The organism is Pseudoalteromonas sp. S408 (assembly GCF_005886645.1).
Classification (GTDB): Bacteria; Pseudomonadota; Gammaproteobacteria; order Enterobacterales; family Alteromonadaceae; genus Pseudoalteromonas.
In genome coordinates this window covers 1-22511 of the sequence record NZ_PNDY01000014.1, presented here as the reverse complement: position 1 = coordinate 22511, position 22511 = coordinate 1, and the positions used below count along the sequence as shown (strand labels likewise).

The following is a 22511-nucleotide window of genomic DNA, read 5'->3' as shown; positions in this document are numbered from 1 at the left end:
CAAGCATTCGCTAAAGTATTAAAAAAACAGGAGAACCCAAAAACATGAATAAATTTGCTCCCTCTTTATTAGCCGTTGGCCTAGCCGCTGCACTTGTAGGCTGCCAAGAAAATGGCCCGCAAGATGATAAGATTACAATCAATAAAAATCCTTACCCAAGCACTTACACGCCAATTTCAACATCAAGTACACTCATTACAAACGCGACTGTTCTGACCGGGACTGGCGAACGTTTAGATGACGCTGATGTATTATTAGTTGATGGTAAAGTACTACAAGTGGGTAAAGACTTAGCTGCAAAAGCAGACACGACGATTGACGCACAAGGTAAATGGGTAACACCAGGTATTATTGATGTACATTCTCATTTAGGTGCGTATCCAAATCCATCGGTAGAATCACACCAAGATGGCAACGAAATGACTAGCCCAAATACAGCTGAAGTGTGGGTAGAGCATTCTGTTTGGCCACAAGACCCAGGATTTAACCGTGCACGTGAAGGCGGTATTACGTCACTTCAAATTTTACCGGGCTCTGCTAATTTATTTGGCGGACGTGGTGTAACACTTAAAAACGTGCCTGCGCATACAATGCAAGGAATGAAATTTCCTGATGCACCGTATGGACTAAAAATGGCATGTGGTGAAAACCCAAAACGCGTATACGGCCGTAAGGGCGTATTGCCTTCAACACGTATGGGTAATATGGCTGGTTACCGTTCGGCTTGGATTGGTGCTCAAGAATATAAACGAGCCTGGGATAAGTACGATGCAGAATACGCCGCAGGTAAAAATCCAGATGTACCTAATCGCGATATAAAGTACGACACATTACGTGGCGTGCTTGAAGGCGAAGTGATGATACACAATCACTGTTACAAAGCTGAAGAAATGGCAATGATGATTGACCTTTCAAAAGAATTTAACTATCACGCAGGTACTTTTCATCACGGTATTGAAGCATACAAAATTGCCGATTTATTAGCTGATAATGGTTCGTGTGCTGCATTGTGGCCAGACTGGTGGGGCTTTAAAATGGAAGCTTACGACATGGTTCAAGAAAACGTTGCCATTGTGGATGCGGTTAAAAACTCGTGTGCCGTAGTTCACTCAGATTCAGACACAACTATTCAACGCTTAAATCAAGAAGCGGCTAAAGTGATGTATCGCGCCAATGAAAATGGCTTTGATATTTCAGAAGAGCATGCAATTAAGTGGATCACCACTAACGCTGCGAAATCATTGGGTATTGACGATAAAACAGGCTCGCTTGAAGCAGGTAAACAAGGCGATGTGGTTATTTGGAACCAAAGCCCGTTTAGCGTTTACGCAAAAGCTGAGCAAGTGTTTGTTGATGGTGCAAAGGTTTACGATAGAAACGATAGCACTTATCAAGCAACCAGTGATTTCATGTTAGGTCAAAAATAAGGAGCACCCAGAATGAAAAATTTATCACGTTCGTTTTCGCTATCTCTGGTTGCTGCCGGATTATTCGCCTCTGGTGCTGTAAATGCTCAGTCACTGGCAATTATTAATGCAACTATTCATACATCAACAGAGCAAGGCGTATTAGAAGGCGCAAGCATTGTTATGGACAACGGTAAAATTACTGCTATTAACCCAGCACAAGTAAACGCCGATGAAATTATTGATGCGAATGGCAAAATTGTTACCCCTGGATTCATTGCAAGCAACAACCAACTAGGCTTAGTTGAAGTAGGTGCGGTTGCAGGCTCTCGCGATGCGGGTGACGACAAAGCCGGTATAGATTTTGATGTAAGCCTTGCTTACAACGCACATTCAAGCTTAATACCTTATGCACGTAAAGGTGGCGTTACAAGAGATGTAATTACCCCTTATGGCGGCGATAGTATTTTTGCTGGTTTGGCAAGTGTGGTTGATTTGAGTGGTAGCCTTGAAAGTAACATTCAAAAACAAGCGGCGTTAGTTGTACATTTAGGTGAGCGCAGAAAAGGCTCGCGAGCTTTTACACTGCAAACATTAATTAACAAGCTAGATGCGCATCAAACTAAATTGAGCAAAAAAGATAAAAAAGACGACGATAAACCAAGTACTGAAGATAAAGTAATGGCTAAATTACTTTCTGGCGATATGCCATTGGTAATAAGCGTATCGCGTGCTTCAGATATTGTCGAGCTTATTAAAGTAAAAGAACAATTTGGTGTTAACTTAGTACTCAGTGGAGCACAAGATGCCGTTGTTGTTAAAGAGCAAATTGCTAAAGCGAATATTCCCGTAATTATTAGCGCTATGGATAATTTGCCGGGTAGTTTTGATTCATTACATGCTAATTTAAACAATGCTGGTTTACTTGAAAAAGCCGGTGTTAAGGTACTTTTAACGGTTGGCGGAGACGCAAGCCACAACATTTATCAACTTCGCTTTGACGCAGGTAACGCTGTATCTTATGGCATGAGCCAGCAAGGTGCACTGAAAGCTGTTACATCAAATGTTGCTGATGTATTTGGTATTAATGCGGGCAGTATTGAAGTAGGTAAAGCTGCAGATGTAGTGATGTGGACTAATGATCCGTTTGAAATAAGCAGTAATGTAAGCCGTATGTTTATAAATGGCACTGAGGTGTCTACACAGTCTCGTCAAGATAAACTACGTGACCGTTATACTACTGATTCAAATATGCCAAGAGCATACACTAAGTAATGAGTGAACGTTAATTTAAATAGGCCGCATTGAGCGGCCTTTTTTATAGACGTAAAAAAACCGCTTACTTTTAAAAGTAAGCGGTTTTATTTTTACTTTTTATTACACTAATTTAGCAAGGATATCGTTAAATGTAGTGCTTGGACGCATTGCTTCAAAAGCGGCTGCATCGTTAGGCTGGAAGTAACCACCTAGTTCAACTGCAGGGCCTTGAGCATCGTTTAATTCGCTTACGATGGTATCTTTATTTGATTCTAAATCGCTCGCAATTTGCGTGAACTGCGCTTTAAGTTCGCTATCGTCATTTTGCTTAGCAAGCTCTTGAGCCCAAAATAAAGATAAGAAGAAATGAGAACCACGGTTATCAATTTCTTTAACTTTACGTGAAGGCGATTTGTTTTCAGCAAGGAAAGTGCCCGTCGCTTTATCAAGCGTATCAGCAAGCACTTGTGCCTTGTTATTACCTGTAGTTACGCTTAAATGTTCTAGTGAAGCTGCAAGTGCTAAAAACTCACCTAAAGAATCCCAACGTAAGTGGTTTTCTTTTTCAAACTGCTGAACGTGCTTAGGTGCAGAACCACCTGCGCCAGTTTCAAATAAGCCACCACCATTCATAAGTGGAACAATTGAAAGCATTTTAGCGCTTGTACCCAGCTCTAAAATTGGGAATAAATCTGTTAGGTAATCACGTAATACGTTACCTGTTACAGAAATAGTGTCTTTACCTTCTTTAATGCGAGCTAAAGAGAATAAAGTGGCTTCAAGCGGTGCTAAAATTTGAATATCTAGGCCAGCTGTATCGTGATCTGGTAGGTATTTATTTACTTTTTTGATTAGCTGAGCATCGTGTGCACGGTTTTCATCTAACCAAAAAATAGCAGGAACGCCTGTAGCACGTGCACGGTTAACTGCAAGTTTAACCCAATCTTGAATTGGTGCATCTTTAACTTGACACATACGCCAGATATCACCTTGCTCAACACTGTGCTCAAGTAATGTAACACCCGCTGTATCAACTACACGAATAGTACCGGCAGCTTTAGCTTCAAACGTTTTGTCGTGCGAACCGTATTCTTCTGCTTTTTGAGCCATAAGGCCAACGTTTGGAACGCTACCCATTGTCGTTGGATCGAACGCACCGTGTTCTTTACAAAAATCAATAGTTGCTTGATAAACACCAGAGTAACAACGATCAGGAATTACAAAACTTGTGTCTTGTAGTTTTCCATCGTTATTCCACATTTGACCGCTTGAGCGGATTGCAGCAGGCATAGACGCATCAATAATTACATCACTTGGCACGTGTAAGTTTGTAATGCCACGGTCTGAATCAACCATAGCAATAGCAGGGCGGTCAGCGTAAACAGCTTGAATATCTGCTTCAATTTCTTCGCGCTTAGCGTCATCTAATGTTTGAATCTTAGAGTATACGTCCCCTAAACCGTTGTTTACATCAACGCCAAGCTCTTCAAATAGCTCACCGTGTTTTGCAAATACATCTTTGTAGAAAACTTTAACTGCGTGACCAAAAATAATTGGGTCAGATACTTTCATCATTGTCGCTTTCATATGAAGCGAGAATAAAACACCTTTTTCTTTTGCAGCATCAATTTCAGCAGCTAAAAAAGCTTGTAGCTTAGCTGCACTAATGCGCGAAGCGTCAATTACTTCACCAGCAAATAGCGGTGTGCTTTGCTTAAGTACAGTTACATCACCGTTACCAGCAACATGTTCGATACGAACGTCTGTTGGTGTTTCGATAGTTGTTGATTGTTCTGAACCAAAGAAATCACCTTCGCTCATGCTTGCTACATAAGATTCTGAATCTTTGCTCCAAGCGCCCATTGAATGAGGGTTATTACGAGCATATTCTTTTACAGAACCTGGCGCACGACGGTCAGAGTTACCTTCACGTAATACTGGGTTTACCGCACTACCTTTAACTTTGTCGTATGCAGCTTGAATTGCTTTTTCTTCATCGTTTTTAGGTTCAACAGGGTAATCTGGAAGTGCATAGCCTTTTGTTTGAAGTTCCTTAATAACAGCGCGTAACTGTGGAACTGAAGCACTAATGTTTGGTAGCTTGATGATATTTGCTTCAGGTGTTTTTGCAAGCTCACCTAGTTCAGCAAGTGCATCACCAATGCGTTGTTCTTGCGTTAAATAATCAGGGAAGCTAGCAATTACACGACCTGCTAATGAGATATCGCGAGTTTCAACTTCAACACCTGCTGCATTTGTATATGCTTGGATGATCGGTAGCAACGAGTAAGTTGCTAGTGCCGGAGCTTCGTCCGTTTTTGTATAGATAATTTTTGATGTCATCATCATTCCTAGATAGTCGGCCAATAGGCCTTATTCAACAATGCAAAGAAATCATTAACGCTGAGTTAGCAAATATTATAGTGTTTTAATAAGTACGCTCAGATAATGAATAGTTTGTTAGGTGTTGGTACTCGTGTAGCTTTGTAATTAAAGCAGAATAGTCACACCTGACGAACTGTGGTCATATTTATAGCTAAAAAAACAATAAAAATAAATTAGCCTTTAGACTAGTAAATTTTATATGGGCGGCAAGTTGAGTTTTTTGCAGCATTTTACGTATATTTTTAGCACTAAGAGTGTAACAAGCTTGAATACAAAGGGCTAGAGTTTGAACATGCTAAGGGGCAGTTAAACAGCCAACTGTTAGAATATTGGGGTATATAAAATAAAAACAAGGATAAGGGTTGAAAATACAGAAAAAGAAGCAATTTATAACAATGAAGGGGTAGAAAAGTAGCTTAAGGAATTAAGCGAGGAGCCTAGAAGGTCGCTCGCTTTAGTCGAATAAAACAGTAATCACTCTAAAATGTCGCCATCTAAGGCAATATTTTTAGCGTGTAGGCCTTTAGGACCTTGTTCTAGTTCGAATGTTACATCTTGACCAGCTTTAAGCGTTTTATAACCGTCCATTACAATTGTAGAGTAATGGGCGAAAATATCATTCTCGCAGCCGTCTTCAACGATGAAACCAAAACCTTTAGCATTGTTAAACCATTTAACTTTACCACAAGCCATACTTCTACATCCTTCAATAAGTTGACTAATTTAGTTATTCTAAACCATATTATTTGCTAGACTGATTAAGGATTAATCAATCTATGTTTGACTGTAGTTTATTTAATCAATCAGTCAAGCTTTTTGGGCTATTTTTTAACATTTTATTTATTTTTTATTCAAGTTTGCTTGAGTTCCTAAGACAAGACTATATTTAATTATGAGTGGTATGAAAGATTCAGGTGTTATCGACACAGTTCGCGACAGCGAAAAGCAAAAGCTACAGCCGCCGCGAAAATACAAAGTTGTTTTAAATAATGACGATTACACGCCGATGGACTTTGTAATAGAAGTTTTAACGACGTTTTTTAATATGGATAGCGATAGAGCAACCGACGTGATGCTTCAAGTTCACGAAAAAGGTAAAGGTATCTGCGGCGTTTACAGCGCTGATGTAGCCTACACCAAAGTTGAACAAGTTAACCGCTACTCGCGTGATAACGAGCATCCGCTGCTTTGTAGTTGTGAGCAGGAATAAATACCAACTAGGGTGATCACACACCTGTTTGTTGTGGTATACATTATTATCTCAGTAAGGGGTTGCCAATGCTAAACAAAGACTTAGAACTAACCTTAAATGCCGCGTTTCGTGAAGCGCGCACTCGCCGTCATGAGTTTATGACCGTCGAGCACCTTTTGCTTGCGCTATTAGATAACCCTTCTGCCTCAGAAGCGCTAAATGCGTGTGGTGTAAATATTTCAGGCTTAAAATATGAATTGCTTGAGTTTATTGACGAAACAACACCGGTTATTCCCGATTTAGAAGAAGAGCGTGAAACGCAGCCTACACTTGGTTTTCAACGTGTTTTACAACGTGCAGTGTTTCATGTTCAATCATCAGGTAAAAACGAAGTAACCGGCGTAAATGTGTTGGTTGCTATTTTTTCTGAGCAAGAAAGTCAAGCTGTTTACCTACTTAAGAAAAACGATGTTTCGCGTTTGGATATTGTTAACTTTATCTCGCATGGTATTTCAAAAACTGATGACGATTTAGGTGATGACACCGACGACATAAATGAAGAAGTGCAAGAAGTTCAAAACGAAGAGGCTAGCAAGCTAGACAGTTTTACTACTAACTTAAATGCGCAAGCGCGCGAGGGTAACATTGACCCATTAATTGGTCGTGACAGTGAGGTAGAGCGTGCCGTACAAGTATTGTGTCGTCGCAAAAAGAACAACCCATTACTTGTTGGTGAAGCCGGTGTAGGTAAAACAGCGATTGCTGAAGGGTTAGCTTATCGTATTGTAAACGAGCAAGTTCCTGAAGTGATTGCAGATGCGGTTGTGTACTCTTTGGATATGGGTGCGCTGCTTGCCGGAACTAAGTATCGCGGTGATTTTGAAAAGCGTTTCAAAAGCTTACTAAAAGAGTTACAAGCAAAACCAGGCTCAATTTTATTTATAGATGAAATACATACCATCATTGGGGCTGGGGCTGCGTCAGGCGGGGTTATGGATGCGTCTAACTTGCTGAAGCCATTGCTTTCAAGCGGTAAGCTTCGTTGTATGGGGTCAACGACCTATAACGAATACAAAAACATATTTGAGAAAGACCGTGCATTAGTTCGTCGTTTTCAAAAAATAGATGTACTTGAGCCAAGTGTTGCCGATACCACTAAAATTTTGAATGGCCTGAAAGATCGCTATGAAGAACACCATGGTATTCGTTATACACAAAAAGCGCTAAAAGCCGCTGCTGAGCTAAGCGCTAAATACATTAACGAACGTCATTTGCCTGACAAAGCTATTGACGTGATTGATGAAGCAGGCGCTAACCAGCGCTTACAGCCTAGCTCGAAACGCAAAAAAACCATTGGTGTATCAGATATTGAAATGATCATATCTAAAATGGCGCGCATTCCACCGCAGAATGTATCGTCTTCGGATAAAGAAACACTTAAAAATATCGACCGTAATCTTAAAATGTTGGTGTTTGGGCAAGATCAGTCTATTGATGCACTCACATCGGCAATTCGTTTATCACGCTCAGGGCTAACCAGTGAAGAAAAACCAGTGGGGTCGTTCTTATTTGCAGGGCCTACCGGTGTTGGTAAAACAGAGGTCACTAAGCAGCTTGCTAAGTGCATGGGTGTTGAGTTTATTCGTTTTGATATGTCGGAATACGTTGAGCGTCATGCAATTAGCCGTTTAATTGGTGCGCCACCAGGCTATGTTGGTTTTGAGCAGGGTGGTTTATTAACTGAGGCTGTTATTAAAAACCCTCATGCGGTTGTTTTACTCGATGAGATAGAAAAAGCACATCCAGATATTTACAACATTTTATTGCAGGTAATGGATCACGGCACATTGACCGACAACAACGGCCGTAAGGCCGATTTTAGAAACGTTGTGTTAGTCATGACCACCAATGCCGGTGTACAAGAAACAACTCGCAAGTCAATTGGCTTTAGCGAGCAGGATCACACACACGATGCAATGGGTGAAATAAATAAAACATTTTCGCCAGAGTTTAGAAACCGCTTAGATAACATTATTTGGTTTAATCACCTTGAACGTGAAGTTATTCTATTGGTGGTTGATAAATTTATTGTTGAACTCCAAGCACAGCTTGATAAGAAATCAGTTAATTTTGAATTGACCTCTAAGGCACGTGAATGGTTAGCTGAAAAAGGCTACGACAAAGCGATGGGTGCACGTCCAATGGCACGTGTTATTCAAGAAGAGCTTAAAAAGCCACTCGCCAACGAAATATTGTTTGGTAAGTTGTCTGATGGCGGTACAGTTAAGGTATCGGTTAAAGACAAGAAAATCCGTTTTGATTACGAGAGCAATTTAACGCCGGCTTAAATGTGTTTAAAAATGCTAAATGGCCCGCTTGAGATAGTGGGCCATTTTTATTTTAGACAACAAAAAACCCAGCCTAAGCTGGGTTTTTTGTTTATTAAATGTAATTGCTAGTCAAAGTCCATCAATTACATTTAATAAACGCTTTAAGCTAGTTATACACTAGCCAAAAACTAAATCTCGTTTACGCACTTACTTAGCGAGCACGGAATACGATACGACCTTTCGATAAATCGTAAGGAGTCATTTCTACCGTTACTTTATCGCCGGTTAAAATACGGATATAGTTTTTGCGCATTTTACCTGAAATATGAGCCACAACTACGTGACCATTTTCTAGCTCAACTCGGAACATTGTATTTGGTAAAGTATCAAGGACAGTCCCTTGCATTTCGATTACGTCTTCTTTCGCCATGTTTAGCGTAACACCTCTTTAATAGTTAAACGCTGCAGATTTTGCCCAAAATACACCAATAAGTAAAGGCGCAGGGGCTATATTTGTAAATTAAATAGCCACCCACTCATCATTAAGCTGTTTTTGTGCCGGTAAAAACTGTGTTTTGTACTTCATTTTGTCGCACTCATCAATTTGGTAGCCTAAATACACAAATTGTTTATTTTGTGCTTTGGCAAATTTTATTTGTTCCAATATCATAATTGACCCCAAGCTGTAATGCTCAAAGTCAGGATCAAAAAAGGTATAAATAGCAGAAATAGCGTTGTCTATACAATCAGTTACGGCAACACCGACTAAAGTGTCTTGATGCCAAAGTTCAATAAACGTGATATCAAGCCAACTACACAACAAAAAGCTCTGAAATTGTTCAGGTTGAGGCGGATACATACTACCATCTTGGTGACGCAGGGTAATGTATTTACTGTATAACGGATAATAGTCTGCACGCTCACTACTAGAATAAGTAACAGTAAAGTGGGTTTTTGCTTTGTTTAGTTTACGTTTTTGTGATTTTGACGGGATAAATTCTTGCGCTAAAACACGTACAGAGTTGCAGGCACTGCAAACGGGGCAATGAGGGCGATAAATTTGGTTGCCACTGCGTCTAAAGCCCAAAGCTAATAATGACTCAAACTTGCTTGCACTGTAATAAGTAGGATCGAGTATTACTAATAGCTGCTCACGCCTATTTGGCAAATAACTACACGCAAATTCTTGGCTTAAACCCACCCGGGCTGTCAGGTTTTCATTCATAGATTGCATCCAGTTTTTGTGGCTTCCACATTGAAGGATTAACTTTATAGGTAAGTGCAGTGTTAAGTTTAGCTAAAAAATCAGAACGAGATATCACTTTTGCACCCAAACTCATTAAATATGGGTTTTCGAGTTGGCAATCAATAAAATGTGCATTATGTTTTTTTAACCAATTAACCAGCGCCCACATGGCTAATTTAGAGCAATTAGTTTGATGATGAAACATCGATTCACCACAAAATACACCATTTTGCATTATCCCATATAAGCCACCTGCAAGCTCTCCGTTGCGCCATACTTCTAAACTGTGTGCTATTCCTGCGTTGTGAGCATTGGTATACGCGCTGAGCATATCAGAGGTGATCCAAGTACCATCGGTATCAAGACGTTGATCGCGGCATGCTTCAATAACTTCAATAAAGGCGTTATTGATGGTTACTGTGACGGGATATTTTTTTAGGTGCTTGCGCAGGCTTTTACTAACATGAAAATCGCTTAACTCCACAATGCCACGCTCACTTGGTGACCACCACATAATGGGTTCGTTATCGCTAAACCAAGGGAATATACCGTTGCGATAAGCATTACATAGGCGAGGTAGGCTTAAGTCACCACCAACAGCAAGTAAGCCGTCGGGAGATACTAATGCGTACTCTGGATTAGGAAATGCTATATCGGTATCGCTTAATTGGTATAGCTGGTTTTTCATAAGGAATGTACTTTTTATTGTTTGTTTTAAAAGTGTAACTATATTTTAGATGTAAAAAAAGGGGCTGATTGCTCAGCCCCTTTTTTGAAAAATAAATGTTACAGGTTGTCTAAAAAGCGCTCTGCATCAAGGGCAGCCATACAGCCTGTACCCGCTGATGTAATTGCTTGGCGGTAAATATGATCAGACACATCACCTGCAGCAAAAACACCTGGTACGCTTGTTTGCGTTGCGTTACCGTTAAGACCAGACTCAACAACCAGGTAGCCGTCTTTCATTTCTAGCTGGCCTTCAAACATATCTGTGTTTGGTTTGTGGCCAATTGCAATAAACACACCTGCTAGGTCTAGATCTTCAGTAGCATCAGATGCAACATCTTTAATACGAATGCCTGTTACGCCCATTTGGTCGCCTAGAACTTCGTCAAGCGTACGGTTGTAGTGCATAACAACGTTACCGTTTGCAGCTTTTTCTGTAAGGCGGTCAGCAAGAATTTTTTCACTACGGAAGCTATCGCGACGGTGAATTACATGTACTTCGTCAGCAATGTTAGATAAGTAAAGTGCCTCTTCAACTGCAGTATTACCACCGCCCACAACCGCTACTTTTTGACCTTTATAGAAAAAACCATCACACGTTGCACATGCTGACACACCGCGACCTTGAAAGTTTGTTTCAGACTCTAAGCCTAAGTATTTAGCAGATGCGCCAGTGGCAATGATCAGCGCATCACATGTGTATGTACCTTGGTCGCCAGTTAGTGTGAAAGGGCGTTTAGAAACATCAACTTTATTAATGTGGTCAAACACAATTTCGGTTTCAAAGCGTTCAGCATGCTCTTTCATACGATCCATTAATGCAGGGCCTGTTAAACCGTGTGCATCACCCGGCCAGTTTTCAACTTCAGTAGTTGTGGTTAATTGACCACCTTGTTGCATACCTGTAATTAAAACAGGGTTTAAATTTGCACGGGCTGCGTATACTGCTGCTGTGTAACCAGCTGGGCCAGAGCCTAAAATTAGTAGCTTGCTATGTTTTGCTTCAGTCATGATATTTTCCTAAACGATTCTATACGGTCATTAATGCGCTCGATTCTAAGAAAAACAAGGCAGAAGTAAACAAAATCTGAGATTATTTTTTTTAGTAAATCGAAAAGCTGTTCATTTTTATGTACTAAACAATCATACTTTTACGCCTTACAAGGTAAACTAGCTCAATAAATAGACTAACAAGCAACAAAACGTCGTTAATTCATGACCACTTTGATTTTTTTTGTTATGTTTTACCTAATTTTGATTTGTCACTGATAGATTATGTGACCTAAATGAATAGGCAACTATGTTATTTTGGCAGGAAAAACCCGCATTTGGGTTGACTTCAAAAGACGTTAACGTCTTAACCAATGCGCAAGATTACCGCACACAATTACTTAATTTAATCGCTAATGCAAAAACGCGTATTTATATTACCGCGCTTTATTTGCAAGATGATGAAGCAGGCCGCGAAGTTTTAGAGGCATTACACAATGCATCTTTAGCTAACCCTGGACTTGAAGTAAAAGTACTGGTCGATTTTCATCGTGCCCAGCGTGGACTCATTGGTGCTGAGAAATCAGACGGGAACGCAAGTTTATACTGTGACTATCTAGAAAAATTTAAATCAAATGTACAAGTATTTGGTGTACCTGTAAAAGCGAAAGAGCTATTTGGCGTCTTGCATCTAAAAGGCTTTGTTATAGACGACACGTTACTTTACAGCGGTGCTAGCTTAAATAATGTGTATCTACAGCATAACGACCGCTACAGGCTTGACCGTTACTTTTTAATTACGCAAAAAGGTCTGTGTGACTCTGTAATAGACTTTATCGAATCAAAGCTGTTGAGTTCTGTGGCCGTGCCTCGTATAGACATGCGTCCGCTCAAGCGTTTAATTGACTTTAAACTTGAGCAAAAGCAATTAATGCGCGATTTAAAAGCAGCAAGTTACAAATCGGCTGAGCAAGCAAGTAATAATGCGTTAAATATTCGTTTGTTTTTAGGACTTGGGCGCCGGCATAACGAACTTAACCGTATGATCAAGGCGCTTTTTGATACAACAGAGCGCGAATTAGTACTTTACACGCCATACTTTAACTTCCCGGCGCCGCTTATGCGCTCATTACGCAGGCTTTTAAAGCAAGGCAAACATATTACAATTGTTGTGGGCGATAAAACCGCAAATGATTTTTATATGCCACCTAGTGAGCCGTTTAGCAAAATTGGTGCGTTGCCTTATTTATACGAAACTATTTTGCATAAATTCGTCAAAACGCAAAAACGCCATATAGATAACGGAAACTTGAACGTATACCTTTGGAAACACGGCAATAATTCTTTTCATTTAAAAGGAATATGTGCAGATAGATCAAAGCATTTATTAAGTGGACATAATTTAAATCCACGTGCATGGGGTTTAGACATAGAAAATGGGATATTAATTGAAGATCCCGAGCAAACTATTATGCAAGCGATTGATAACGAAAAGCATGAAATTCTTAAGCACTGCCGTCGTTTAACTGGTCCAGATGATTTAGAAACCATGGAAGATTACCCTCAGCCAGTTAAAAAGTTACTTGGCCAAGCAAAACGGGTAAAAGTAGATTTTATTATTAAACGGTTTATTTAAATTTAGTTTAAATTAGACATAAAAAAAGCAGCTCCATAGCTGCTTTTTTTGTAAGTACAAATGCTAAATTAAGCGTTTTCTACTGCTGTGCGTGGGTCAACGTAATCCATGTTAAATGCTTCAGCAACTTCTTTGTACGTTACTTGGCCTTTAATTACATTTAAGCCTTTTAAGAAGTTAGCGTCGTTTAGCAATGCCTTTTTGTAACCTTTGTTTGCAAGGTTAATAATAAACGGCAATGTTGCATTGTTAAGTGCAAATGTAGATGTACGTGGAACAGCACCTGGCATATTCGCAACGCAGTAGTGAACAACGTCGTCAACAATAAACGTTGGATCAGCGTGCGTAGTTGCTTTAGACGTTGCAATACAACCGCCTTGGTCAATAGCAACATCTACAATGGCAGAGCCTGGCTTCATTGCTTTAATGTGATCGGCTGTTACTAGCTTAGGAGCCGCTGCACCAGGGATTAATACACCACCAATAACTAAATCGGCTTCAAGTACATGTTTTTCTAGTGCGTCAGCAGTTGAGTAAATTGCTTTTACTTTATTGCCAAATTGCGCGTCTAGTGCACGTAGTACATCAATGTTACGGTCAAGCACAACAACATCTGCACCTAAGCCAACTGCCATTTGCGCAGCGCTACGGCCTACCATGCCACCACCAATAACAACAACTTTGGCTGGCTCAACACCTGGTACGCCACCTAGCAACATACCACGACCGTGGTTAGATTTTTCAAGTGCTTGTGCGCCGGCTTGAATAGACATACGGCCAGCTACTTCGCTCATAGGCGCTAGAAGTGGTAAACCACCGCGAGAGTCAGTCACTGTTTCGTAAGCAATACAAATTGCTTTGCTCTTAACAAGGTCTTCAGTTTGTGGAAGATCAGGTGCAAGGTGAAGGTAAGTAAATAGAATTTGGTCTTCACGAAGCATTGCACGTTCAACTGCTTGTGGTTCTTTTACTTTTACAATCATCTCTGCGTTTGCAAAAACGTCAGCTGCAGTTGCTAAAATGTCTGCACCTGCTTGGGTGTAATCTTCATCTGTAAAACCAATGCCCATACCTGCATTCGTTTCTACAATCACTTGGTGGCCGTGATTAACTAATTCACGAACACTAGCAGGAACCATACCTACGCGGTATTCATGGTTTTTGATTTCTTTAGGTACACCAATAATCATAACATTTGCCTTATTAAGAACGGATTGAAATTTTTCACTATTATATTCATGACAAGCCAGTGTGTCTCACCTTTTTTAAATGCTAAGCTAGTGTTATTATCTAAAATTATAAAAATTACAGAATAAAAAACTAGTAGGGCTTATGCATCAGTTGTTAGACAGAATAGACCGTAAAATTTTGATGGAATTACAACACGATGGGCGCCTCTCAAATGTTGAACTGGCCCGACGAGTTGGCCTGAGTGCCACGCCCTGCCTAGAGCGCGTAAAAAAGCTTGAGCGAGAAGGTTACATACTCGGATACAAAGCGGTGGTTGATCCGGCTAAGTTAGGGCAGGGGTTATCGGTGTATGTAGAAGTCACCATAACAAAAACCTCGCCAGACGTATTTGATGAGTTTAGTGCAGCGGTTAAAAAGCACGAAGAAATAATAGAGTGTCATTTAGTGTCGGGTAATTTTGATTTTTTACTTAAAACGCGTGTTAACGACATGTCAGAATACCGGGGAGTACTGGGTGATATATTGCTTAAATTACCTAACGTAAGTGAAAGCAGAACTTATGTAGTGATGGAAGAAGTAAAAGGGGAAGACGGCGTTATAATTCGCCCTTATATTGCTTAAATTATTAAGGGCATTGTAAATAACTATTTTATTACGCCTAATTTATAAAAACTTGTTCATAATCAGGCCATACAAACTAAGATAAAGTGCATCAAATTGCATTTCCTGCTAAGGTATTTGACTGCTGTTGAAGTGTAATAAATAGAATAATAAGAGGGATAGGAAGCTATGCGCCTGAACGGTGTGCAAAGACTATTAGAAACAGGGCTGATAATCAGTACCTTTGCTGCAATATTTATTTTATGTGCCTTAATCAGTTTTGATCCGGCTGACCCGTCGTGGTCGCAAACTGGCGAATTTAGAAACGTAAAAAATATTACAGGCACAGCCGGTGCATGGGTTGCCGATATACTGCTACTTACTTTTGGGTGGCTTGCTTATTTAGTTCCGGCGGCAATTCAATTATTTGGTTATTTATTATTTAAGCAACCCCACCGTATTTTACAGCTTGATTACACAACATTAGCCCTTCGTGTTATTGGCCTAGCCCTGTTTGTAACGTCTGCTACGGCAATCAGTAGTATCAACTTTGACGACATTTATAATTTTTCATCTGGCGGGGTAGTGGGAGATGTCATTGCAACAGCCATGATGCCGGCGTTTAATTTTACTGGCACATCAATTTTGCTATTGTGTTTCTTTTTTGCAGGATTAACCCTTTTAACGGGTGTGTCGTGGGTTGATTTTGTCGATTACTTAGGCGATTTAATGGTTAGGTTATATCGCTTTATTACCTCGTACATTAAAGGTTGGATAAACAGAGAACGCATTGCTGCAAATACAAGTAATGACAATGTAGATGCCCAGTTTAACGACGACCTCACAGAGCAGCTTGAAGCGCCAGTAGAGACGAAAAACGATGCGCCTCAAAAGGCCATTAATAAACCACAAACACCTTTTACAGAACCACAAATTAGTGACGACTACAGCCCATTTGATGAGCTTGACGATATACTCGATCAAGAAATTGGCTTTAGTGCCATAGACGATGAACCAATGGATACGGCAGCGGCATTAAACGCGCTTGATCAAAGCCAAGTTGTGGAACCTGAAAAGCCAGTTACAACGGTGGTATCGCCAGCTAGACCTATGCCTAAAGCAAAGCCTGCGTATCAGCCACCGCCAACAGCAAAAGAAAAATTTGAACAACTGCTTGATCAAGAAGCGCCACCAGGCCCATTGCCGTCGCTTGATTTACTCGACAGGCCCGATAAAGCTAAAAACCCAATTTCGCAAGAAGAGCTCGATGTTGTATCGCGCCTTGTAGAGACAAAATTACTCGACTTTAACGTACAAGCCACTGTCGTTGGTGTATATCCAGGCCCTGTTGTAACACGATTTGAGCTTGATTTAGCACCGGGTATTAAGGTGTCTAAAATTACCGGTTTATCAAAAGATTTAGCCCGCTCGCTTTCTGCTATTAGTGTACGTGTAGTTGAAGTTATTCCAGGTAAAACTTACATAGGCATAGAGCTACCTAACAAACACCGTGAAATAGTGCGTTTGTCGGAAGTAATAAATGCGCCTAAGTTTGAGCAAAACCCATCGCCGCTTACCATGGTGTTAGGTAAAGATATTGCAGGCCAGCCAGTGTGTGCTGATCTTGGTAAAATGCCGCATTTATTAGTAGCTGGTACAACGGGGTCGGGTAAGTCAGTGGGCGTTAATGTAATGATATTAAGCTTACTGTACAAATCGGGCCCAGATGATGTTCGTATGATCATGATTGACCCTAAAATGCTTGAGCTTTCGGTTTACGAGGGTATACCGCATTTATTGTGTGAAGTTGTTACCGACATGAAAGAAGCGGCTAACGCGCTGCGTTGGTGTGTAGGTGAAATGGAGCGCCGTTATAAACTGATGTCGGCATTAGGTGTACGTAATTTAAAAGGCTACAACCAAAAAGTACTTGATGCCAAAGAAGCGGGCTACCCCATTATGGACCCACTTTTTAAAGACACAGACGGCATGAAAGACGGCCCCGACGAGCTTGAAAAACTACCAAGCATTGTTGTAGTAATTGATGAATTTGCCGACATGATGATGATTGTAGGTAAAAAAGTAGAAGAACTTATTGCACGTATAGCACAAAAAGCACGTGCAGCAGGTATTCACTTGGTCCTTGCAACACAGCGACCATCGGTTGATGTAATTACCGGCTTAATAAAAGCCAATATACCAACACGTATGGCGTTTCAGGTATCAAGTAAAATAGATTCGCGCACCATACTTGACCAGCAAGGCGCAGAAAACCTTCTTGGTATGGGTGACATGCTTTATTTGCCGCCTGGCACCAGTGTACCAGAGCGTGTGCATGGCGCATTTGTAGATGACCATGAAGTACATGCAGTCGTTAATGATTGGAAAGCACGTGCTAAACCTAATTACATAGACGAAATACTTAATGGTGACGCCACGGAAGATATTTTATTACCCGGTGAAGCAAGCGAAAGTGCAGATGAAGAGTCAGACCCTCTTTACGACGAAGCGGTCGCATTTGTAATTGAGACAGGCAAGGTATCGGTTTCATCAGTACAACGTAAGTTGCGCGTAGGGTATAACCGTGCAGCCCGTTTAGTAGAACAAATGGAAACATCAGGTATCGTAAGTTCACCAGGTCATAATGGTGCTCGCGATGTATTAGTACCTAATGGAGCAAACCAATGAAAAAATTAAACAGTTTATTATTACTATTAAGCGGCTTAATTGCCGCACCGAGTTTTGCAGACGACAGCCAAGCACTGCAAGACAAACTGGCAACACTTAAAAGCTTTAAAGCTCAGTTTGCACAAAAAGTAACAGACAAAGAAGGCCAAGCTGTAATGCAAGGCGAGGGTACTATCGCCCTTAAGCAACCTATGATGATACGCTGGGAGCAAACAAACCCTGACGACACATTATTTGTATCAAATGGTGATAAAACCTACTACTTCGACAGCTTTGCTGAACAAGTAACCATAATGGATACTCACAGCTTAATTGACTCAACGCCGTTTGTATTACTTACATCAAAAGACCCTGCTCAATGGGAAAAGTACAGCGTAAAAGCCACTAAATCTGGCTTTAGTGTAACGCCTAATAAAGGTATAGAGAGCCAAGTAGAGCAGCTTGATATCACGTTTGTAGACAACCAAGCAGGCCTTGCACAATTAGTCGTTACCGATAATTCGGGGCAACTTTCTTCGTTTACTTTTAATGATGCTAAAGTAAACACCGAGCTTGATGCAGCAATGTTTGAATTTACCCCGCCAGAGGGTGTTGAAATAGACGATCAGAGCCACGGTGAGTAATTTAGGCTTTAACTTTGGGCCTGATGTACGCCCACTTGCGGCGCGTATGCGCCCAACAACGCTTGACGAATACATAGGTCAACAGCATTTACTTAGTGACGATAAACCCCTGCACCAAGCCATTGTTGCAGGGCGTTGCCACAGCTTAATTTTGTGGGGGCCGCCTGGGGTGGGTAAAACAACCCTTGCGCAAATTATTGCAAACCATGCCGATGCCGAGCTTATACAAATGTCGGCTGTGACCGCAGGCGTAAAAGATATTCGCGACAGCGTAACGCAAGCCCAAGATAACCTACAAAGCCGCGGGCAACGCACGCTAATGTTTGTTGACGAAGTACACCGTTTTAATAAATCACAGCAAGATGCATTTTTACCTCACATAGAAGATGGCACCTTTATATTTGTTGGCGCAACAACCGAAAATCCTTCATTTGCGCTTAATAATGCGATTTTATCGCGCGCACGCGTGTATGTTTTAAAGTCGTTACAAGAGAGCGATTTATACACAGTAATAGAGCGCGCACTTAAGCAAGATGAGCAACTAAACCAAAAAAACATAGTTATTGCTAGTAACGCCAAACAGGCACTGTGCCAAGCAAGCGGCGGTGATGCCCGCAAAGTGTTAAACCTGCTTGAGCAAGCGGTTGATTTAACCACGGAGCAAAACGGCACATACAACGTAGATGAGCACGTATTAAGCCAAGTACTGCCAACTCATTTAGCAAAATACGATAAAGGCGGCGATGAATTTTACGATTTAATATCGGCTTTTCATAAATCAGTACGCGGAAGCTCCCCCGATGGTGCGCTTTATTGGTACTGCCGTATTTTAGCTGGCGGTGGCGACCCACTTTATGTAGCAAGACGTTTACTTGCCATTGCAACAGAAGACATAGGTAATGCCGACCCCCGCGCAATGGAAGTGGCGTTAAACGCATGGGATATATTTCAACGTGTTGGCCCAAGTGAGGGCGAACGCGCTATTGCACAGGCCACTTTATATTTAGCCAGCGCACCCAAAAGTAATGCAGTTTATATGGCGTTTAGCCAAGCAAAGGCAGATGCCAAAAACGAGCCAAGTTACCCAGTGCCAGAACATTTACGTAATGCACCTACAAATCTAATGAAAGACTTAGGTTATGGAGCTGAATACCGCTACGCGCATAACGAAGAGGGTGCCTTTGCCGCCGGTGAAAAATACTTACCGCCAGAAATGGACGGCAAGGAATATTACTTACCGAGCGAACGCGGCCTTGAGCAAAAAATTAAACAAAAACTTGATTACTTAAAAGAGCGCGACGCGCAAAGCCCACTTAAACGATACGAAAATGATTAAACTTTATATGATGATCGCCATTGGTGGCGCTTCAGGAGCCTGTTTACGGTTTTTTATTAGCGAAACCATGCTAAAACTCCTTGGTAGGGGATTCCCTTTTGGCACGTTGGCGGTTAATATTCTGGGTTCATTGTTAATGGGCATTTTGTACGGTTTGATAGAGAAACAAATTATCACTGTAAGCCCCGCTAAAACCCTTATTGGAATTGGCTTTTTAGGTGCGTTAACCACCTTTTCAACATTCTCAATGGACTCGTTGTTGTTGTTACAACAAGGCCACTTTATTAAAATGGCCCTCAATATCATCTTAAATGTGATGGTCTGTATTTTTATGGCTTGGCTGGGCCTTCAGCTGGTTATGCAAAAAGGTTAAAAAACTAACATGTTAGATTCTAAATATTTACGACAAGACGTTGAGCAAACTGCAGCACGCTTAGCAGCGCGTGGCTACGAGCTTGATGTTGCAAAAGTGACAGAACTTGAAGAGCAACGCAAAACATTACAAGTAAAAACGCAAGAGCTTCAAAGTCAACGTAACGCCAGTGCTAAAGCCATTGGCCAAGCAAAAGCAAAAGGCGAAGACGCACAGCCGCTTTTAGACGCAGTGGCAAATTTAGGCAGCGAATTAGACGCCACAAAAAAAGCGCAAGACGAAGTACTAAACGCCATTAACGACATTGCATTAGCAATTCCAAACTTGCCAGACGAATCAGTACCAGAAGGCGCTGACGAAGACGACAACGTTGAAATACTTACGTGGGGCACGCCTAAAAAGTACGATTTTGAAGTTAAAGACCACGTTGACGTAGGGCAAGACCTAAACGGCCTAGATTTTGAAATGGGCGTTAAAATTAGTGGCGCACGCTTTACAGTAATGCGCGGTCAAGTAGCACGAATGCACCGTGCATTAACGCAATACATGCTAGACACCCACACAGATACAAACGGCTACACAGAAATGTATGTACCGTACTTGGTAAATAGCGCAAGCCTTTACGGCACGAGCCAATTACCTAAGTTTGCAGGCGACTTATTCCATACATTAGGCCTGGTAAACGACGACGGTGAGCAACAAGCTGGTTTTAGCCTTATTCCTACAGCAGAAGTACCGCTTACTAATAGCGCACGCGACGAGATTTACGAAGAAAGCGATTTACCCATTCGCTTAACTGCGCACACGCCATGTTTTAGAAGTGAAGCAGGCAGCTACGGTCGCGATACACGCGGTTTAATTCGCCAGCACCAGTTTGATAAAGTTGAACTAGTACAACTTGTAAAACCAGAAGATTCAATGCAAGCGCTTGAAGAGCTAACAGGCCATGCAGAGCAAATACTACAAGCACTAGAACTACCATACCGTAAAGTAATTTTATGTATGGGCGACATGGGCTTTGGCGCAGCTAAAACATACGACTTAGAAGTATGGTTACCGGCGCAAGATACCTACCGCGAAATTTCGTCTTGTTCAAACATGGTTGATTTCCAAGCACGCCGTATGCAAGCTCGTTTTCGTCGTGAAGGTGCAAAAAAACCAGAGTTACTACATACACTAAATGGTTCAGGCTTAGCAGTTGGCCGTACACTCGTAGCCATACTAGAAAACTACCAACAAGCAGATGGTTCAGTAGTTGTACCAGAAGTATTACGCCCATACATGGGTGGACTTGAAGTGATTGGTAAAGCGTAAGGTTTAGCTATTAGTTTTTTGACTATAAGTTTTAAGTAGAAAAGCCGCTGTTTTAAACGAACAGCGGTTTTTTTGTGGGTAAAAAGTTGAAGGTAAAAGGTTCAAGGCGAAAGAAAAAAGTCTAAGTTTTGTTATTTATTAGTGTATTACTCTTTTGTCCTTTATTACTGATCTCAACCATTTTGGTGTTTTTCTACATCCAGTAAATTTATATGAGAGCTAACTAATTGTTTACATGTGCTTATTCACTGGTTACATTAAATTAATTGTAATATTTGGACATTTGTCGGTTTATGAAGCGACAAATGTCGGATACAAAGTTGTTATGTTTTAAGGAAAGTATGAGTCTAATACGCAGCTCGGGCGTCTATACGAAACTAAATATTTGCTTAAGTTTATTTTGTATTGGCGGCTTATTTTCGTTTTTCGGTAATCTCGTTATTTCTATTGTTGGTTGTGTATTTTTAGTTTTATCATTTTTTATTGGTAAGTTTGGTGTTATATGCCCTAATTGTGGTTGTAATTGGCTGTTTACTTTTCTTACTCGCACAACATGGAACTTGGATATTAAAGAGTTATATAACCTTGAATCTTGTCCTAGGTGCAATTTAAAACATAACAAGTGACTATGGTGTCAATTCCTAATTTCAAACCATTTTAGGATCCCACATGACACCATCTCTCACCATAGAATTTATGATCACTACCAGCTTTCGTATACACGCAATAATGGCTACTTTTTTAGGCTTTCCTGCTTTAACCATGCGTTGATAAAGGTTTTTAAATTTAGAGTTGCACTGAATGGCTGACATCATCGCCATATACATGGCAGTTCTTATTTTAGGTCGGCCGCCACGTATCATTCGCTTACCTTGATACACGCCACTTTCACGATTGAATGGGGCTACACCTACTAAAGAAGCGGCCTCTTTGTTGTTCACATAACCTAACTCAGGCATATCACTAAGTAAGTTAAATGCGACCACATTGCCAACACCTGGCACACTTTGGATAATGGCATTTTTTGTTTTGTATTCGTCACATTCACTAACCAGTTTTTGAAGTTTGAAATCGACTTTTTCAATCTGATTTTTTAATGCCGTTAGGATAGGTTTTATTAGTGATGATAGTGTTTTTGGCATTATTTGAGAGCGATTTTTCTCCATCGTTTGCATATCCATTAACTGGCGTCTTCTCGAGAGTAAATCGCTCATCAAG

The 22511-nt window shown here is 40.9% G+C and carries 19 protein-coding genes; 11 read left to right on the top strand and 8 right to left on the bottom strand.

Annotated elements, in window-relative coordinates:
* Positions 1–44 precede the first annotated feature (44 nt).
* On the top strand, positions 45–1427 hold the full coding sequence (locus tag CWB62_RS12765) for an amidohydrolase (protein WP_138528529.1): 1383 nt from the start codon (positions 45–47) through the stop codon (positions 1425–1427).
* A gap of 12 nt (positions 1428–1439) precedes the next feature.
* Positions 1440–2681 (top strand): amidohydrolase family protein, encoded by a 1242-nt coding sequence (locus tag CWB62_RS12760; RefSeq protein WP_138528531.1) that lies wholly within the window; start codon positions 1440–1442, stop codon positions 2679–2681.
* A 102-nt stretch (positions 2682–2783) separates the two neighbouring features.
* Here CWB62_RS12760 and CWB62_RS12755 read toward each other — a convergent pair whose 3' ends face one another.
* On the bottom strand, positions 2784–5006 hold the full coding sequence (locus CWB62_RS12755) for an NADP-dependent isocitrate dehydrogenase (protein WP_138528533.1): 2223 nt from the start codon (positions 5004–5006) through the stop codon (positions 2784–2786).
* A gap of 516 nt (positions 5007–5522) precedes the next feature.
* A complete protein-coding gene (gene cspD, locus CWB62_RS12750) occupies positions 5523–5741 on the bottom strand; it encodes a cold shock domain-containing protein CspD (protein ID WP_006792879.1) in 219 nt (72 codons plus the stop codon).
* Between the two features lie 208 nt (positions 5742–5949).
* Here cspD and clpS point away from each other — a divergent pair, with 208 nt between their 5' ends.
* Together clpS and clpA are read left to right on the top strand one after the other, a co-directional pair.
* Positions 5950–6258, top strand: a complete 309-nt coding sequence (gene clpS, locus CWB62_RS12745; RefSeq protein WP_021032429.1) for an ATP-dependent Clp protease adapter ClpS — start codon at positions 5950–5952, stop codon at positions 6256–6258.
* Positions 6259–6326: 68 nt separating this feature from the next.
* Positions 6327–8588, top strand: a complete 2262-nt coding sequence (gene clpA, locus CWB62_RS12740) for an ATP-dependent Clp protease ATP-binding subunit ClpA (RefSeq protein WP_058405496.1) — start codon at positions 6327–6329, stop codon at positions 8586–8588.
* Between the two features lie 193 nt (positions 8589–8781).
* Here the strand turns inward: clpA and infA are convergent, their stop codons facing one another.
* The 4 genes from infA to trxB all read right to left on the bottom strand — a co-directional run bounded on the left by infA (position 8782) and on the right by trxB (position 11553).
* Positions 8782–9000, bottom strand: coding sequence for a translation initiation factor IF-1 (gene infA / locus CWB62_RS12735; protein ID WP_002962494.1), 219 nt, complete (start codon positions 8998–9000; stop codon positions 8782–8784).
* 90 nt (positions 9001–9090) lie between these two features.
* Positions 9091–9795, bottom strand: a complete 705-nt coding sequence (locus CWB62_RS12730) for an arginyltransferase (RefSeq protein ID WP_138528535.1) — start codon at positions 9793–9795, stop codon at positions 9091–9093.
* Complete coding sequence (gene aat, locus CWB62_RS12725; RefSeq protein WP_058405498.1) at positions 9788–10504, bottom strand: leucyl/phenylalanyl-tRNA--protein transferase; 717 nt, start codon at positions 10502–10504, stop codon at positions 9788–9790. The genes CWB62_RS12730 and aat overlap by 8 nt, the downstream gene beginning before the upstream one ends.
* A 98-nt stretch (positions 10505–10602) precedes the next feature.
* Positions 10603–11553: a thioredoxin-disulfide reductase gene (gene trxB / locus CWB62_RS12720; protein WP_058405499.1), complete on the bottom strand. Its 951-nt coding sequence runs from the start codon at positions 11551–11553 to the stop codon at positions 10603–10605.
* A 289-nt stretch (positions 11554–11842) separates the two neighbouring features.
* Between trxB and pssA the strand changes: the two genes are divergently transcribed.
* Entirely contained in the window at positions 11843–13168 is a 1326-nt protein-coding gene (pssA, locus tag CWB62_RS12715) for a CDP-diacylglycerol--serine O-phosphatidyltransferase (protein WP_058405500.1), read from the top strand.
* A 68-nt stretch (positions 13169–13236) separates the two neighbouring features.
* On the opposite strand, the gene ald is transcribed toward pssA, so the two are convergent.
* Complete coding sequence (gene ald / locus CWB62_RS12710; RefSeq protein ID WP_138528537.1) at positions 13237–14358, bottom strand: alanine dehydrogenase; 1122 nt, start codon at positions 14356–14358, stop codon at positions 13237–13239.
* Positions 14359–14500: 142 nt separating this feature from the next.
* On the opposite strand from ald, the gene lrp reads away from it, so the two are divergent.
* The 6 genes from lrp to serS all read left to right on the top strand — a co-directional run bounded on the left by lrp (position 14501) and on the right by serS (position 21293).
* A complete protein-coding gene (gene lrp, locus CWB62_RS12705) occupies positions 14501–14980 on the top strand; it encodes a leucine-responsive transcriptional regulator Lrp (protein ID WP_006792871.1) in 480 nt (159 codons plus the stop codon).
* A 168-nt stretch (positions 14981–15148) separates the two neighbouring features.
* Positions 15149–17647: a DNA translocase FtsK gene (locus CWB62_RS12700; RefSeq protein ID WP_138528539.1), complete on the top strand. Its 2499-nt coding sequence runs from the start codon at positions 15149–15151 to the stop codon at positions 17645–17647.
* Positions 17644–18270, top strand: coding sequence for an outer membrane lipoprotein periplasmic chaperone LolA (gene lolA / locus CWB62_RS12695; protein WP_058405503.1), 627 nt, complete (start codon positions 17644–17646; stop codon positions 18268–18270). Before CWB62_RS12700 ends, lolA begins: the two co-directional genes overlap by 4 nt.
* Positions 18263–19606 carry a replication-associated recombination protein A gene (locus CWB62_RS12690; protein WP_058405504.1) on the top strand — a complete coding sequence of 448 codons (1344 nt, stop codon included), beginning with the start codon at positions 18263–18265 and terminating at the stop codon, positions 19604–19606. Before lolA ends, CWB62_RS12690 begins: the two co-directional genes overlap by 8 nt.
* Complete coding sequence (gene crcB / locus CWB62_RS12685) at positions 19599–19979, top strand: fluoride efflux transporter CrcB (RefSeq protein ID WP_058405505.1); 381 nt, start codon at positions 19599–19601, stop codon at positions 19977–19979. Before CWB62_RS12690 ends, crcB begins: the two co-directional genes overlap by 8 nt.
* Before the next feature lie 9 nt (positions 19980–19988).
* A complete protein-coding gene (gene serS, locus CWB62_RS12680; protein WP_089347797.1) occupies positions 19989–21293 on the top strand; it encodes a serine--tRNA ligase in 1305 nt (434 codons plus the stop codon).
* A gap of 647 nt (positions 21294–21940) precedes the next feature.
* Here the strand turns inward: serS and CWB62_RS12675 are convergent.
* A partial coding sequence (locus CWB62_RS12675) for a transposase (protein WP_138556285.1) occupies positions 21941–22511 on the bottom strand: 571 nt, incomplete at its 5' end.